The sequence below is a fragment of the Bradyrhizobium pachyrhizi genome, from assembly GCF_029714545.1.
Lineage (GTDB): Bacteria > Pseudomonadota > Alphaproteobacteria > Rhizobiales > Xanthobacteraceae > Bradyrhizobium > Bradyrhizobium pachyrhizi.
The window spans coordinates 1,143,886-1,159,115 of the sequence record NZ_CP121667.1 but is presented as its reverse complement, the minus strand read 5'-3'; the positions used below and the strand labels follow the sequence as shown (position 1 = coordinate 1,159,115).

The window sequence follows — 15,230 nt, the reverse complement described above, 5'->3', positions numbered from 1 at the left end:
CTGGCCTAGCACCCTCGACAGATGTTGGGATTGAACTTGTGGAGGGTGTTTTGCTCAGGTTGCTGCGGCGTTCGTGTCCCGACCTTCCTGACCTTGCTCTTGCCCTCTTCAACGAGCGTGGCGAACCTCACCGTTCCATCGTCCGATATCTCGATGCGTGGCGTGGTGCCTCGAATGCCCATCGTTGCCACAGGAGTGTCGATCTTCATGTCACCGGTCTTCGCAATGTTGCCGGCAACGAAGGTGAAGGTGCCGTTGGTCAGTTTGAGCAAGGTCGAGTTTGACTTGCCGTTCGGATCGTACACGAACTCGGTCATCGCCATCTTGGCGTTGCTCGACAGATTGAACGAAGTGCCGTCGGTGAAATTGATCCCGACGCGTCCGTCCGCTCCAGTCTGCACCACGTCGCCCAGATAAACGGGATCGCCAACCTGCGCCTGAGGCAATTTGCCGGGCAGCCCTGCCTGAACGACCACTGCACTCGGATGCTCGATCGTGACCGAACCAGTGGCGGCCACGACCCTTCCGATGAATTTCAGTTGAATATTCTCAACCGCGGGCTGGGCCGGTTCGGTTTGCGCCTGCACCTGGCCGGGCGTGAGCGTTGCGAGCGCCAGGACGAAGCTTGCAAGCAATTGAACAATCAAATGGATGCGCACGATCCCCTCCACGAGAAGATCTTGTCGTGTCGTGGCTCGGTGGTGATCGGGACCGCCGGGCCGAGACCGCAGGACCTTAAGTGCCAAACGAGTTGTCGCAGACAGGCCTAAATGCCTGACGCAGTTCGACTAAAAATTAATAAGTGGACAATTTGCATGGTAATCATACTATTAATTTTGCGGGGCTGCACGCGCGATAAAGGACAGCTATTCTGTCCTTTTTGTAAGGCTCCCCCGCAGTATTGGAATTCCATTTTTACTGCCGAATTTGGTTTCAATCAGGACGTTTCAGCGGACAAGCCTATGGCTGACGGCGCGGGGTTTTTCGCCGCGTGGCCGAACCAAGCCAAAATAAAAAGACTGCGGCGCCACTTTCCGCTCGAACTGCCCAACAGGCAAAAAGCCAATGTCAGTTGCGTCCGGCGTAGAGTTCGGGGACGCGTGCATGGCCGTTTTGGGCCAGCCGCCCCGCGTAGTTGGCACTGTTCGGACGGCGATCGGCTGCGGCACGATCGCGCGTGCCCGCGGCATACCGATTCAAATCGTAACTGGCGATCCCGTTCGCCAGGGTGACGTCATCGAGGTCGGAGCCGGCGGGCGGATCGAAATCCGCCTGGTCGATGGCAGGTTGCTCAAGTTGCCGGCCGGCACCGTGCTGGAGTTGGGCGACATCGCGCAGGACCCCGGCGAGGGCTTGCGGCCGGGCCTGTTCGCGAAAACCAGAAGCCTCTTCCGTCTCATCGGCAGCCGGCTGGCAGGGTCTGGCGTCCTGACGGCGGACACACCGGTTGGCACCATCCGCGCCAGCGGCCTCGGCATGCTGTCGTTAGCCGCCCTCACCTTCTCGCTGCTGGAGGACGCCCGGGCCGCGGAGCCGAACGTCACGTTGCTGGACGACGACAACATCAAATACAAGGACCTCCACCACGGCGTGTTCGAACTCGTCACCAAGGAGGCGATCCCCCGTCACATCATCGTCGAGGATCCCGAAGAGACGATCATCCTGAGCAGAAGAGGCTCCTCTGTCGGCGTGAACCATGCCACGAATTCCCCTGCGCACATGGAGGAATTGCGGGAGGCCCAACAGGAGACCCTTGCCTATTTCGAGAAAGGACCGGCATCGAAAGGGTCCGGCATGCCTGCTCTCGAAGGCGGCCAACTGCTGCTGCCGATCAATTTTATTCAGCAGTCCCCGCTGTCGCCGGTGCAAGATACGCTCGGGCCGCTACCGGTGGCGACCTTCGCGAAAAATGATCTCTTCAAGCTGCCGCCGGTTCCGCCGAAGCTGAACCTCGGAGCGGGGCCGACTGAAATCGATACGGTGATATTTGACGACTTCAATGCGGCGAGCGGGATCTTTTCCGCGAGCAGCATCAAGGGCGGCGCACTGAAATTCGGCATCAGCGGAGGCGCCACAGGCGATACGGTGCTGGGACAGGCGACATACGACGTGTCGAGCGTCGGTACATTTGGCACGCTCTATCTCAACAGCGCGACCGGAAACTACACCTTCGTTCCGAACAATACCGCAATCAACGCGCTGAAGGCCAACACGACCCAGAGCTTCGTGATCACGGTCTCGGACGGCTCGCTTTCGGCCAGCGAGAGCTTCGACATCAGCATCCTGGGCGCCGATGACGCCTCCATCATTTCCGGCACCAAGGCCGGCGCGGTGGTGGGTGCGGTCGGCGTCAGTCATGCCTCGCCCGGCCTGCTCATCGCAAAGGGCACGCTCACCGATACCGATGTCGACGATCCCGCCAATACCTTCACCGCCGTGAACGCGCCGACGACAAGCGTTGGCGGCTACGGCTCATTCACGCTCACAACGGCCGGCGTGTGGACCTATACGCTCGACAACGCCAACAGCTCCGTGCAAGCCCTCCATGTCGGCGACACGCTGACCGACAGCTTCTCGGTGACCACGATAGGCGGCACCCCGCAGACGGTGACACTCACCATCCACGGCCCCTTGATCGAGATCGGAACCGCGCCATCGCTGACGTTGAGCGAGACCCATCTGACAGCGACGACGCTGGACGACAACATCGCCGGCTCGGCACCGGACGCTGCGCTGACGACGACATCAGGCGAGTTCTCGGCGGCATTCGTCACCGAACCGGGTCTGACGGTCAGCTACGCACTGACGATCACCGGCGGCAACGGTTCGGCGTCAGGGCTGATCGATTCGCATACCGGCCTCGCTGACCTGCTGGTTCTGAACGGCAACACCATCGAAGGCCATGTCGGTGCAGCAAGCGGGGCGCTCGCGTTCACCATCACGGTTGACCCGGCCACGGGCCGCGTGACCTTCGTCGAGCACCGCGCGGTCGAACAATCGTCGGGCACCAGCCCTGACAGCGGCGAAGGGATCGCGCTGGGGACCGGCCTCGTCAACCTGATCGCGACGGTCACGGAGAGCGACGGCCAGTACCAGGATCTAAGCATTGATCTCGGCAAGCAGCTGACAATCACGGACGATGGCCCGCGCATCGAGGCGGCGGGCACAGCCCCATCGCTGACGCTGAGTGAGACGCATCTGACGGCAACGGCGCTGGACGACCACATCGCCGGCTCGGCGCCGGACGCGGCGCTGACGACGACTTCCGCCGATTTCTCGACGGCGTTCACTTCGGTGCAAGGCGCCGATGGCGCGACCATCCGCTACGCGCTGACCATCACCGGCGGCAACGGCACGGCGTCGGGGCTGATCGACTCGCATACCGGCCTCGCTGACCTGCTGGTTCTGAACGGCAACACGATCGAAGGCCGCGTCGGCGCGACCAGCGGCACACTGGCGTTCACCATTACGCTCGATCCGGCCACTGGACGCGTGACCTTCACCGACTACCGGCCGGTGGAGCAGCCGCTCGGCACCAGCCCGGACAGCGGCGAAGCCGTATCGCTGGCCGCGGGCATCGTGGGCCTGACTGCCACGATCACGGACAAGGACGGCGACTTCCAGAGCGCCGGCCTGGACCTCGGCAGCAGACTGGCCATCAGCGACGATGGCCCCTGCATCCAGGCCAATTGCACCGCTCCGTCGCTGACGCTGAGCGAGACGCACCTGACGGCAACGGCGCTGGATGACCATGTCGCGGGCTCGGCACCGGACGCCGCGCTGACGAAAATTTCCGCCGATTTCTCGACGGCGTTCACCTCGCTCCAGGGCGCCGACGGCGCGACGACTCACTATGCACTGACGATCAACGGAGGTGACTGCACCCCATCCGGTCTGATCGATTCGCATACCGGCTGCTCCGACGTGCTGGTTCTGAACGGCAACACGATCGAAGGCCATGTCGGCACAGCAAGTGGCGCGCTGGCATTCACCATCGCGGTTGATCCGGCCACGGGATGCGTCACCTTCACTGAATATCGCGCGGTGACGCATCCGGCCTGCGCCGGCCCTGACAGCGGCGAAGCCGTGTCGCTGACCGCCGGCGTCGTAAGCCTGGTTGCCACCATCACGGACAAGGACGGCGACTTCCAGAGCGCGTGCATCGACCTCGGCAAGGAACTGACGATCACGGACGATCACCCGACCATTTGCAGCTTCCCGGAGACCTTCATCGCCGCTCAGGATCATCAGACTGCGACAGGTACCTACGATGTCAATTTCGGCGCGGATGGCGATGCCGCGATGTTCGTTGCCGTCCACAACGGTCCAGTCGGCTGCACGGGATATGATCTGGCCACATCATGCCTGGGCAACGGCATCACCGCGGTGCACGTCACCGGACATGGCGATGATTACAACTTCTACTATACGACCCATGAGGTGGGCGGCGGCGTCGAACTCGACGCGTATCTTACCGATTGCGGCGGCAGGCTGGACGATCCTTATTTCAAGTTGCTGATCGATCCGGATGGAACATTCTGCTTTGATCTCGAGCAAGCCGGGCCGTCGAAGGACGTCACCGTCCATGGCTCCGATTTTGATGCCCCGATCTGCGGCACGCCGTCATTGACGGCTCCGGACGGACAACTGGTTATTACCGGATCGGACTGCGCCGGCCATCCGCTCGATGTCAAGGCATCGGACTGCGGTATTGCGGTCGGCGACAGTGGACTGCAGATGGACCCGGCCGAGCAGTTGAATCTCGCGTTCACCGAGAAGCAGTCGCAGGTCGGCTTCAATCTCACGGAATGGCAGGGCTACGGCACCGCCGGCGTGATCCTCAAGGTTCTTGATGGCAGCGCCGACGTTCACGACTTCTGCATCGATGTTCCCAGGCCGCTCTGCGGCAGCGCCGGCTTCGTGGTCCAGGAGACATCGGATGCTTCGCTGATCGACACCTACACCTTTGATGCCACGACGACGACGTACACGCTTTACGTTGACAGATCGTTCAATCAAGTCCAGGTCGACTACGATCGGGTGGAAGCCGGGTGTCCCACCTTCGCGATCAACAACATCAGCTATACCGAAAAGACGAGCATCAATGCGGATCTGCTGTTCGATGTGACGGCGGTCGATGCGGACGGCGATTCGGCCACAAGCAACCTTCAGGTCGATATTCAATGCCACACGGCGGGGATGGACGCCTTCATATTCGCCGCCAGCCCGGACAGCCCCGCGCCGCCGGTCGGCGCCAGCGCTCCAGCGCCCGATGTTAGTCCGATGTCAACGAGTAGCCACGAGGACGCGGCGTTGTCTCAGGCAATCTTGCCCTTTGTAGACGGCGGAACGTCCGGAACGACCGAGCAGTCCTTTCATTTCGCGGAGCCTTCGAGCCTTGAACAGCAGGGAGCTTCGTCCCCTCTACAATTTGATCAAAGCCTCGCGTGGTTCGGCCGCCAGGACGATTCCGCTGGATTTCAGCTGGCACAAGCAGTTGCAGCTGGTGGAACGCCGGCAGTTGGACCGGTCCCGGAGCACCAAACAGATTTCTTCCCGGACCATACGCCGGACGCCGTCGTGATCCATCCGCTACACGATCTGATCGTGTAGCGATCACTTCCTGTAGCGATCACTTGGGCGCGTGGCCGGCATTCCGGCCCGCGTCGGACGTTGACGCGGGCCAGAACCATTTCTTCGCGTCAGTGCCAGCCCTCGCCGGCCTTCAGCGCCGCCGAGAGGCTACGCACCGGGCGCGTCACCAGCGGATCGAGATCGAAGCGCTTTTCGAGCATCTTGAGGATCGACGTCGTGTCGAAGTCCTCATGGGCAACACCCGACTTGTTGAAGCGCTTGGCGATCAAGAGCGTCGGAATGCGAGTGCCCGGGCCCCACTGGTCCGCGGCCTTGGCTTCGGCACCATGACGGTTGAACGGCGGCGGGGGAACGTGATCCCACTGCCCGCCGAACTCGTCATAGGTGATGACGATCAACGTGTCCTTGCCATCCGGCCCTTCGACGATCGCCTTGACGAGATCGACGAGATGCTGGCTGCCTTCGGATTCGCTGGTGTAGCCCGGATGCTCGTTTTCCTCGCCGATCGGCTTGATGAAGCTGACCTGCTTCAGCCGGCCGGTCTTGGCCGCCTGGATGAACTCCGCTTCGTCCTTCAGGTGATCCTTGCGGGCCTGCGTTCCGGGAGCGTAGTTGGCGAAGTAGTTGAACGCCTGATGGTGGTACTGGAAATCCACGTCCGGGCAGTTCGGGAACACCGCCGTGGAGACATGATTCGGGTCGTTACAGGTCGTGCCGTTGCCGTTGGTCCAGCCCGAAGCGCCGACGTCGCCGTTGGCGTTCGACCAGCCGCCCGAATACCAGGCCCAATCGACGCGCTTTGCCGACAGCCGATCGCCGACGTTCGGCGTGTGCAGCGGCGGCAGGCGCTTGATGTCGGCGGTGCCGGGCGAATAGGGCTGATAGAACGGCTGGGTGGTGTTGACCGCGTAGTCGCCGCAGGCGAGGCCCGCCGGCAGTCCGGCCTGATTGCACTTCGCCGTCAGCTGTGCATCCTTCACGGTCGAGAGCGGCGTGTAGAGCGGCGTGCTGGTCGGCATGCCGTTGGCATCGACGATCGAGTGGAAGTCGTTGGCGCTGCCGTCATTCAGGGCACCGACGAACTGGGGCGCCGCCGCGGCGACCAGGAACTGGTGGTTGAGGAACGAACCGCCGAAGGCGCCCTGGAAGAAGCTGTCCGCGATGATGTAGTTCGGCGCGCCGTGGCCGTGGAGATAGCTGTAGATCGGCAGCTTCTTGGTGTCGTAATAGCCCATCACCAGACCCGCCGCATCACTGCCGGTCATGTAGCGATTCTGCCGGCCGCCGTTGAGCTGATACTGCTCGCTGTAGAAGCGGTGCACGATGTCCGCGGTGCAGCCGCCGGGCGCGCCGGTGCCGTTGAGGAAACCGTGAGCCGCGAAAGCGCCGAGCGGCTTCGGGCAGGTGGTGGCCGAGGTCGGAATGAACTCGTTGATCTCGAACGGCTTGTTCTTGAAGGCGCTCAGGATCGCGACCGTGCCCGTATTGTCGGTGCAGCTCGTCGGTTGCGGCGACGGAGAGGTCAGGTTGACGTCGTTCTGCAGCAGACAGGCATAGACGGTCTGGTTGTCCTGCCGAACCTGCAGGGTGTGCGCCTGATCGGCATAGGATGTGCCGTTGATCCGGTCGCGGCCGACGTCACCCCAGTGACCGTAGAGGTTATCGAAGCTGTGGTTCTCCTGATAGATGACGACGATGTGCTTGTACTGGTGCACGCCTTCATGGCCGCGATCCCGCAGATCGCGCAGCTCTTCCCTGATCTCGTGCTTGAACTCATCAACGATCTTTTCGACCAAATTCTCTGCGTTTGCTACCGGCGAGATGGCAACGGCGCCAGCAACAACCGCGAGCGCCGGAATGGCTCCCCAAAGCCGCATAGTGCTCTCCTGATTTAGAAAGAAATAGAAATGGAGCTACACGCTATGCAAAACACATTTCGCGGGGATGACTGTTTTTCGACGCGCGCACAAACGTGCGGAAAGATGCTCGCTCACCAACAGAATTTCATCCTGTCAAACGCAGACCGCGTTGCGGTGCGCCGATCGAGCGTCATCAAACCGCAATCAAAATTCGTCTATCCAGTCAGATGGTCATTGATCCTGCCGACAGGAAACTGTCACCTCCGTGACATCTTCCGACGCACGGCAGCGCATATGCATTTGTGACAGGGGCGTTTTCGCGCGATGGCTTGGGATATTCTGGCGTCCGGCTCCGGAAAACATCGTGCGACAGCTGCCGATCGCGGCGTCAGACCGGCACGGGTCGCGTGGCTGGCGCTCGTCGTTGCCCTGCTCCCGTTGCGCGCGTCGGCGTTCCCGCTCGGCGGCGACCAGACTGTGCTGCCGGCCGGCACCGAATTTTCCGAGGAGGCGCTGGCGCGGCCGCGCGAACTCTTTCATTCCGAAGCCGTCGGCGGACGAAAGTCCTATTTGGTCAATCTCGGCGATCTTGCGTTCAACTCGCCTTCCATCCTGGGCGGCAAGGCGCGTCAGGCCGAGATGAGCTGCGGCACCTGCCACGTCAACGGCGCATCGAACCCGAAACTGTTCGTTCCGGGCGCATCGTCCCGCCCCGGCACCTTCGATACGACCAGCCTTGTCTTCAACGCGAAAACGTTCAACAGCATCCTCGATCCGGTCAGGATTCCGAGCCTGCGCGGCGCCCGCTTCCTCGCCCCCTACGGACATGACGGGCGCATCACCTCGCTGCGCGACTTCGTCTATAATGTCATCGTCAATGAATTTTCCGGTCCGAGGCCGCGCGACGAGGTTCTCGACGGCCTTGTCGCCTATATCAACGATATCGATTTCCTGCCCAATCCGAAGCTTGCACCCGGCGGCAGGCTTGCCGCGCAAGCGAGCTTGGCGGAGCGCCGCGGCGAGGCGCTGTTCTTCAAGCCGTTCCCGAAGCAGGCCGAGCTGAGCTGCGCCGGTTGTCATGTTCCGGGCGGTACCTTCAACGACCAGATGCGCCACGACGTCGGATCCGGTGGACTGGTGAAGACCCCGACTTTGTTGAACGCCAACTTCAACGCCCCGTATTTCCACGATGGCCGCTACGACAGCTATGAACAGGTGGTCGATCATTTCGATCGTGTGTTCGACCTCGAACTGTCGACCCAGGACGCCCAGGACCTCGTGGCGTATCTGAATGCGGTCGGCGACGGCGAACGCCCGTTCGACAAGGACGGCGTCATGCTCCGGATGAAAGAGGTGCTCGAGCTCTCGAGCGTCCTCGAGGTCGCGATCCGGGCTGCCGACACCGCGGTGGTGTCACTGGCCGTGACCGGGGTCGGGGCCGAACTGCGCGAACTGACCGAGCGCATCCCGGACATCAGGAACACCGCGATCGGCGGCAAGGAGGAGCGGCTGGGGGCGCGCGCGATCCTGAAGGACCTCGTTCTCACCCTCCGCCGCATCGATCTCGACGTTGCCGCCGGCCGGATCGACGATGCGATGGCCGAATATCGCAATTTCGCGCAGCTGGTGCACTTCGACGTACCCGTCGCCCTGAAAAAGGCCGAGCCCTGGTCGCTGTTCAACAGCAACGTGCATCAGTCGCACTACACTGCGCTCGGCCGGATCTTGCCGGTAACAAGCCAGCAGTCGCAGTAGCGGACGGCGTGCTCACTCCGAAGCCGGCGGCTCAACCCATACGTCGCTCTGCTGGATCCGACGGATCAGCGCTTGCGGGTCGAACTTGCGCAAGCCTGCGGGAATTTCAAACGTTTGCGCCGCCTGTGGCTCGTCGCGGATGTGATCGGCAGCGATCACCGTCCCATCCGCGGTCCTGATCCGTACCGGAAATCTGCGCGCGCGGTCGATCCACCCGACAAAGCTCAAACCGGACGGCGCGGCGATTCGAAAGACGTCGGTATCGTGCCCCGCGATCCTTTCCTCTCCATCGCGCTGGCAGTGCCACGTTGCGAGGTCGATCGGCGCGGACAGCTGCGCCATCGCCAGCCATTGCCGGCAGGGATCATCCGGATCGACCGGAATGAACATCCGGGTGAGCGGGCTCGATTGCCGCGCGTCCATGTAAACCCGTGCGGCCGGACGGACGAAATAGGCCGCGGGCTTGCCCGTATCGATCAGGAAGAAGCCGTCGGGTAGCGCGCTTGTCTCGATCCGTGCTTTTCCGCCGGAGACCCGCAAGGCTCCCATGGCGGTTGCCGTGTCGTCCTTGTTCGCGACGAGGTCGGCGGAAAACTGCTGTGCCATGGCCGGGATCGCCGCGCCGGCCAGGATGGCAACGGCAAGCAGGCCGGCCGCGACGCTCCTGCTGATCGGGCACGTCTTCTCGTTGCGTTTCATCGCATGTCTCCGGTCGATCAGGTGGTGGGCGGGTAGAACAAGACAGCGCCGACCGAACCATTGGTTCGATCGGCGCCGGCCTTGGATGGAGTCAGGACCTCGCTGCGGGCGAGAGCTTGATCACTCGGTGTAGGACAACGTGACCGGCTTGCTGAAGTCGAACGCGTCGAACATGTCAGACAATGCCGGGCTGTTGGTCGGAATGTACTCGTTGTTCTTCGAGTAGGTCGGGTTCGGCAGGTTGTCGCGGCTGCGGTTCGTGAGCGGCTGGAGAGCCCAGTTGCGCTCGATGAACTTCAGCAGCGAAACGTGGTCGGCGTAGTTGTGGTTGACCTTGCCGCCCGTCGAATAGGGCGAAAGGATCAGGGTCGGAATGCGCGGTCCGTCGCCGAAGAAGTCGATGGACTGCTGGTAGCCGGAGTCCCAATAGCCGCCGGCCTCGTCCCAGGTGATGAAGACAGCGGTTTCAGCCTTCAGCTCCGGATTGTTGTCCAGCGAGTTGAGCACGTTCAGGACATAGGCCTCGAACAGGTCAACCTTCGAGCTCTGCGGATGACCGTCGAGCAGGCCGTCCGGCTTGCCGAACGACACCGCGGGCAGCGTGTTGTTCTGGATCGCCGTGATCAGATCGGCAGTGTCCTTCATGTGAGCCTGACGCACGGCCGGGTTGGCCATGATCGAGGTCGCATACTGGAACGGATTGCAGATCTGGCAGTAGGCAACACCGAGCGCGTGCGCCGGATCGGCGACCGCGGCGGCGCTAAGGTTGGGGTTCGACGGATTGGCGGCAACCGCGGCGTTCGAAAGCGCCACGGCGTCGTTGAACGCGCCACCATAGAACGCCCAGGAGATGTTCTTCTCCATGAGCGCATCGCCGATCGTGCGAACCGACGACGGCGGCACGTTGTTGCCACCCGACAGCGCGCCGTTCGGCAGATAGCCCGGGTTGACGTTGTTGAGCATGTAGTAGTGGTTGGGCTTGCAGTTCGGCTCCGCCGCGTACGGCAGATTGTTGAGGTAGGTGACGATCGGCTTGACGCCGGGCTGGAACACGTCAGAGCAATTGCTCCAATTGCCGTCGACGGTGTAGCGGTTGACCGAGCCCGCGACCGGATTCGGATTGGCGATCAGGTTGGCCGGCGGCGTCACCGGATTGCCCTTGCCGTCACTCCAGAAGGCCGCATCGCCGGTACCGAGCATGAAGTGATTCGCGCCGGTGCCGCCGTGGAACGACTGGTGGAAGTTGTCGCTCAAGGTGAAGCGGTCGGCGAGCATCTTCAGGACCGGAGCCTGACCCTGCTGGGCGTTGTAGAAGCCCATCGAGTTGGCCATGCTCTTGTTGGACGCCGAATAGGTCGCCATCACGAACGGGAACAGGTCGTTCAGGCAGCCCGAATTGTTCTTCTTGGTGGCATTGGCGGCGCTGCAGTCTTCCTGCTGCCAATCCTGATAGAAGCGATGCGTCGAGTCGCCGGTGTAGTCGTCGTCGCTGATCTGCTCGCCCTGCAGCTGGAACGGTCCGTTCAGACCGCCGGCGCCGGGAATGCGGGTATCCAGCACGCCGGTCGGCAGGCCGCTGAAGCCGGTGGTGAGGATGTCGAGATCGGCCGGATCCATGTCCTTCTCGACGCTGGCTTCGGCGATCGTCTTGAACGGAGCGCCGGTGTCGCTCTGCGCGGTCGGCGTACCGGCCGTGTTCGGCTGCGGCATCGGGTTTGTCGCGTTGTAGGGCGACTTCGCGATGGTCGGTGCGCCGATATAGTACAAGGGCTGGCCCGCGACCGAGGACTGCTGCACCTGCGCAAAGTTCGGTCCCGGCGTGCCATCTTCGTTGACGATGCCCTTCGACAACAGGTTGGAGATGGTCTGCCCCTTGCCCTTCGGCTTGTAGATACCGAAGGTGTGATCGAGGCCGCGGTTCTCACCGATCAGGATGATGACGTGCTTGATCGGCGACGCGGTCTTCACGCCGTGATCGCCGTCACCATGATGGCCATGGTTCTCATGCTTCGCACGATCGCCCTCTTCGTGCGCCTGGTGATTGTGATGCGGACGCTTGTCCCAATCACTGCGGCCGCCAGGATAGTGAGCGGCATATGCGGCTGTTGCGACGAGCACCGTTGACGCGATGCAGAGCGCGGTGCTGGTTCGCCAGTGCTTTTTGTAATTCAAACTCATTGTCGACCTCAGGGTGTTTGCGGTTAGCAACACACACTGCTTAGTGCGACAATATGACGCATGGTTTTCGCTTACATGAAAGCGCGCAAGAAATTTCGAAACGTTCAAATATTTTCTGAGGAGACATCTGCCGCGCGCCGCATCTCCACGATTCAACGATGCAACTATTGATCGAAAATTGATCGAGCATCCGCGCCGCGGCACGGATCGCAAAATCACTGCAAAACAAAGCAATCAATGCGAAAGGTGCTTGGAGCGCATCACCTGGCGAAGCGCAGCATAATGCTGGTCATGCACGTCTTGATTGAAGAGCGACCATGGCTCGGCGCTGGCCAACAGCGCGGGCACTGCGGCAACCATCAGATTGCGATAATTCCTGAACTCGGTCGCGGCATCCGCGTTGCGCCCTGCTGCAACCGCCATCTCGATTCGCCGCAGCGTGAGAACGAGCTCCTTGAGGCCGCTGCGCGCTAGCACGCGCTGCTGCTCGCCGCCCGAGACGCTGGTGTTCTTGCGATCGGGATATTGCTCGGTCAACTCGCGCAGCTCGCGGCCGATCGTGTCGACCGCCAGCGCGACGATGTCGTTGTCGCCGGCCGGAATCGCGGTCGCGAGCACCGTCGAGAAATCGTTGATCTCCTTCAACGTTGCACCGGCGCCGTCGCGTTCATAGGGCTGCACGCCGTCGCCGACCGCCGTGAGATAGGCGACGAGGTCGTCCTTGTCCTGCGCCGAGAGGTCGAGCTGAAAGGTCCGGTCGAAATAGTCGACAACCTGGTTGTAATTGTCGAAGCGGCCGTCGTGAAAGTACGGCGCGTTGAAGTCGGCATTGCGCAGCGTCGGCGTCTTGAACAGGCCGCCGGAACCTACGTCGTGCTGCTGGTGATCGACAAAGCCGGACGACGGAACGTGGCATCCCGCGCAGCTCAATGATGGATCGTGCGGGAACGGCTTTGCGAACAGCGCTTCGCCGCGGCGCTCCGCGTCGCTGATTTTGCCGGCCAGCCGTCCGGCAGGACCAAGGCTCGGATTGGGCAGGAAGTCGATGTCGTGAATATACGCCACGATCGCATCGAGCGTTGCCGGCGACGGCTCGGGACCTGCGAACTCGTTGGTGATGACGTTGTGGACGAAGTCGCGCAGCGAGGCGAACCGGCCGTCTGCGCCGTAGGGCGCAAGATAACGGGCGCCGCGCAGGCTCGGGATCCGTACGGGATCGAACGCCAGATTGTTGGCCTTCGGATTGAACAGCGGACCGGTGGTGTCGAACGTGCCGGGCCGGCTCGACATCTTCGGCATGAAGAATTTGGCGTTGTTCGCGCCATTGACGTGGCAGGTGCCGCAGCTCACGCCGGCCTGCCGTGCCACGTCACCGAGCAGCCCCGGCGAATTGAACGCGAGATCGCCGAGATTCACCAGATACGACTTGGCTCCGGTCCGCTCGGACTGGAACACCTCGCGCGGCTTGTCGAGCGCATCCTCGTTCAGCTCGGTCGCGACAGGCAGCACGGTCTTGTCACCGTCGACCGGAAACGCCACCGCACGCCCGAACAGTGCCAGGGCGATGACACCGGAGAGCAGCGCGGCCAGACGCAGGTGAAGCGATGTCATCGCGCCTGAGCCTCCAGGGTCGGCCGCTGCAGCCCGAGCTTTGCCGAGGCGCTCTGCAGCGCAACCACCAGTTCCTCGCTGGTCTGGCGCAGTTCGGCAATGTTGACATGCGGGAGGTCGGGCGTGGCGACGATCGCTTCGAGCTGTTCGATCCGGTTGGTCACCATCTCGTCGAGCTTGCCGTCGACCGTGTTGAGCGCGGCCGAGAAAATCGTGTGGTAGGCGAAGTCGATGCCGGCGATGTTGTTGCGCATGTCGTCCAGCGAGGTGCCGCTGATGCGCGACTCGCCGCCATCGGCCTTGCTCTCTCCGACTTCGTAGGCGAGCCGCACCGTGCCATCCAGAAGGCCCTGCGGCGTCAGCTTGATATCCTTGAGCTTGCCGTGGAGATCGTTCAGATGCTCGACAAGGCCGGTCGCATCGGTGGCAACGTCGGTGCTGGCAGCTCGGAACAGTTTCGCCTCGATGGCGTGGAACCCGCTGTCCGCGTTGGGCCAGGCGTCGATCTGCGCATCGAGCTCAGGCACGAAGCCTGCGGTGAACACCTCCGAGCGCTCCCAGCCGGCGCGCGCCGACAGCCAGGCCTTCTTCGCTCCGGGCAAATCCGCCGCCGCGGCGCGCTCGCGAAGCGCACGCGCGCCTGTCAGCGCACTGGCGACGCCCTCGATCAAATATGGCCGGTAGCGCTCGGCGCCCTCCTCGAGAGCACCGGCATTCGCGCCGCGCACGCCTGCGAACGCCGCCAGCAAAGCAAGGCACGCCGCCACTTGCATCTTGTGCATAGTCAACCCACTCGTCTGCCACGAAGGGCTCGCGGCATATAGCGGGGCGAACTATTGTCGGTATCCTATGCGGATTTGTGACAGCGCGGACTTTTTGTCGCATCTTTTCTGCTCCGCGATCGTCGATGACGATCACAATTTTGCAAACTCGTTCGCGCTGCTGCAGACGGATTGAAATTGGACTGTTCAACGCGCGTGAGTTGTTGCAACACAACGTCCGCATCTGTCACACTTGTCCGTCGCCATGCAGATTGATCGCGAAGCCCTCTATCTTATCGGATCTTACGGCGCGCTTTGCATGTTTTGCTGCGCCGTCGCGCTGATCGATCTTCGCCACGGCATCATCCCCAATTGGCTGAACCTTGCGATCGCGGCGCTCGGTCTCGCAAACGTCGTCGTCGCCGAAGGCACGATGGCCGCCGTCACCGCCATGGGAATCGCGGTGCTGGTCGGCATCGTGTTCCTGCTATTGCAGCGTCTTTACTTCGCCTTGCGGCAAGTCGACGGATTGGGACTTGGCGACGTCAAGTTTCTCGCCGCCGCGGCGATCTGGGTCGGCGCGACAGGGATTCCGACCTTGCTGCTGATCGCGGCACTCGCGGCGCTCGGTGTTGCCGGCGGCCTGCAACTCGCCGGCCACGAGATGAAGCGCCAGACCTCGATCCCGTTCGGCCCGTTTCTGGCGCTCGGGCTTCTCGTGACGCCGGCCCTTCAGAGCTGGCTCGCGTTGAACTAGTCTAGCATCTCGGTC

9 protein-coding genes are annotated in these 15,230 nt (G+C 62.4%); 3 read left to right on the top strand and 6 right to left on the bottom strand.

What is annotated here, in order from left to right; all coding sequences use genetic code 11:
- Positions 1 to 5 precede the first annotated feature (5 nt).
- A complete protein-coding gene (locus tag QA639_RS05140) occupies positions 6 to 659 on the bottom strand; it encodes a FecR family protein (RefSeq protein WP_428841138.1) in 654 nt (217 codons plus the stop codon).
- Between the two features lie 445 nt (positions 660 to 1,104).
- Between QA639_RS05140 and QA639_RS05135 the strand changes: the two genes are divergently transcribed.
- A complete protein-coding gene (locus QA639_RS05135; protein ID WP_283089315.1) occupies positions 1,105 to 5,613 on the top strand; it encodes a DUF5801 repeats-in-toxin domain-containing protein in 4,509 nt (1,502 codons plus the stop codon).
- Positions 5,614 to 5,702: 89 nt separating this feature from the next.
- On the opposite strand, the gene QA639_RS05130 is transcribed toward QA639_RS05135, so the two are convergent.
- Positions 5,703 to 7,472, bottom strand: coding sequence for an alkaline phosphatase family protein (locus QA639_RS05130; RefSeq protein ID WP_283089314.1), 1,770 nt, complete (start codon positions 7,470 to 7,472; stop codon positions 5,703 to 5,705).
- A gap of 306 nt (positions 7,473 to 7,778) precedes the next feature.
- On the opposite strand from QA639_RS05130, the gene QA639_RS05125 reads away from it, so the two are divergent.
- The gene (locus QA639_RS05125) at positions 7,779 to 9,209 is read left to right on the top strand and encodes a cytochrome c peroxidase (protein WP_283089313.1); all 1,431 of its coding nucleotides are present in this window, start codon (positions 7,779 to 7,781) and stop codon (positions 9,207 to 9,209) included.
- A gap of 12 nt (positions 9,210 to 9,221) precedes the next feature.
- On the opposite strand, the gene QA639_RS05120 is transcribed toward QA639_RS05125, so the two are convergent.
- From QA639_RS05120 to QA639_RS05105, 4 genes are all read right to left on the bottom strand, one after another.
- The gene (locus QA639_RS05120) at positions 9,222 to 9,908 is read right to left on the bottom strand and encodes a hypothetical protein (RefSeq protein ID WP_283089312.1); all 687 of its coding nucleotides are present in this window, start codon (positions 9,906 to 9,908) and stop codon (positions 9,222 to 9,224) included.
- A 120-nt stretch (positions 9,909 to 10,028) separates the two neighbouring features.
- Positions 10,029 to 12,080 (bottom strand): alkaline phosphatase family protein, encoded by a 2,052-nt coding sequence (locus tag QA639_RS05115; protein WP_428841168.1) that lies wholly within the window; start codon positions 12,078 to 12,080, stop codon positions 10,029 to 10,031.
- A gap of 240 nt (positions 12,081 to 12,320) precedes the next feature.
- The gene (locus QA639_RS05110; protein WP_283089310.1) at positions 12,321 to 13,697 is read right to left on the bottom strand and encodes a cytochrome c peroxidase; all 1,377 of its coding nucleotides are present in this window, start codon (positions 13,695 to 13,697) and stop codon (positions 12,321 to 12,323) included.
- Positions 13,694 to 14,479: an EfeM/EfeO family lipoprotein gene (locus QA639_RS05105; RefSeq protein WP_283089309.1), complete on the bottom strand. Its 786-nt coding sequence runs from the start codon at positions 14,477 to 14,479 to the stop codon at positions 13,694 to 13,696. Before QA639_RS05105 ends, QA639_RS05110 begins: the two co-directional genes overlap by 4 nt.
- 298 nt (positions 14,480 to 14,777) lie before the next feature.
- Between QA639_RS05105 and QA639_RS05100 the strand changes: the two genes are divergently transcribed.
- Positions 14,778 to 15,215, top strand: a complete 438-nt coding sequence (locus QA639_RS05100; protein ID WP_063616551.1) for a prepilin peptidase — start codon at positions 14,778 to 14,780, stop codon at positions 15,213 to 15,215.
- Positions 15,216 to 15,230 lie beyond the last annotated feature (15 nt).

Excerpts from the sequence above, each read along its gene's own strand:
- QA639_RS05100 (WP_063616551.1), top strand. The coding sequence starts at position 14,778 with ATGTTTTGCTGCGCCGTCGCGCTGATCGATCTTCGCCACGGCATCATC.
- QA639_RS05135 (WP_283089315.1), top strand. The coding sequence starts at position 1,105 with ATGGCCGTTTTGGGCCAGCCGCCCCGCGTAGTTGGCACTGTTCGGACG.
- QA639_RS05110 (WP_283089310.1), bottom strand. The coding sequence starts at position 13,697 with ATGACATCGCTTCACCTGCGTCTGGCCGCGCTGCTCTCCGGTGTCATC.
- QA639_RS05125 (WP_283089313.1), top strand. The coding sequence starts at position 7,779 with ATGGCTTGGGATATTCTGGCGTCCGGCTCCGGAAAACATCGTGCGACA.
- QA639_RS05130 (WP_283089314.1), bottom strand. The coding sequence starts at position 7,472 with ATGCGGCTTTGGGGAGCCATTCCGGCGCTCGCGGTTGTTGCTGGCGCC.
- QA639_RS05120 (WP_283089312.1), bottom strand. The coding sequence starts at position 9,908 with ATGAAACGCAACGAGAAGACGTGCCCGATCAGCAGGAGCGTCGCGGCC.
- QA639_RS05105 (WP_283089309.1), bottom strand. The coding sequence starts at position 14,479 with ATGCACAAGATGCAAGTGGCGGCGTGCCTTGCTTTGCTGGCGGCGTTC.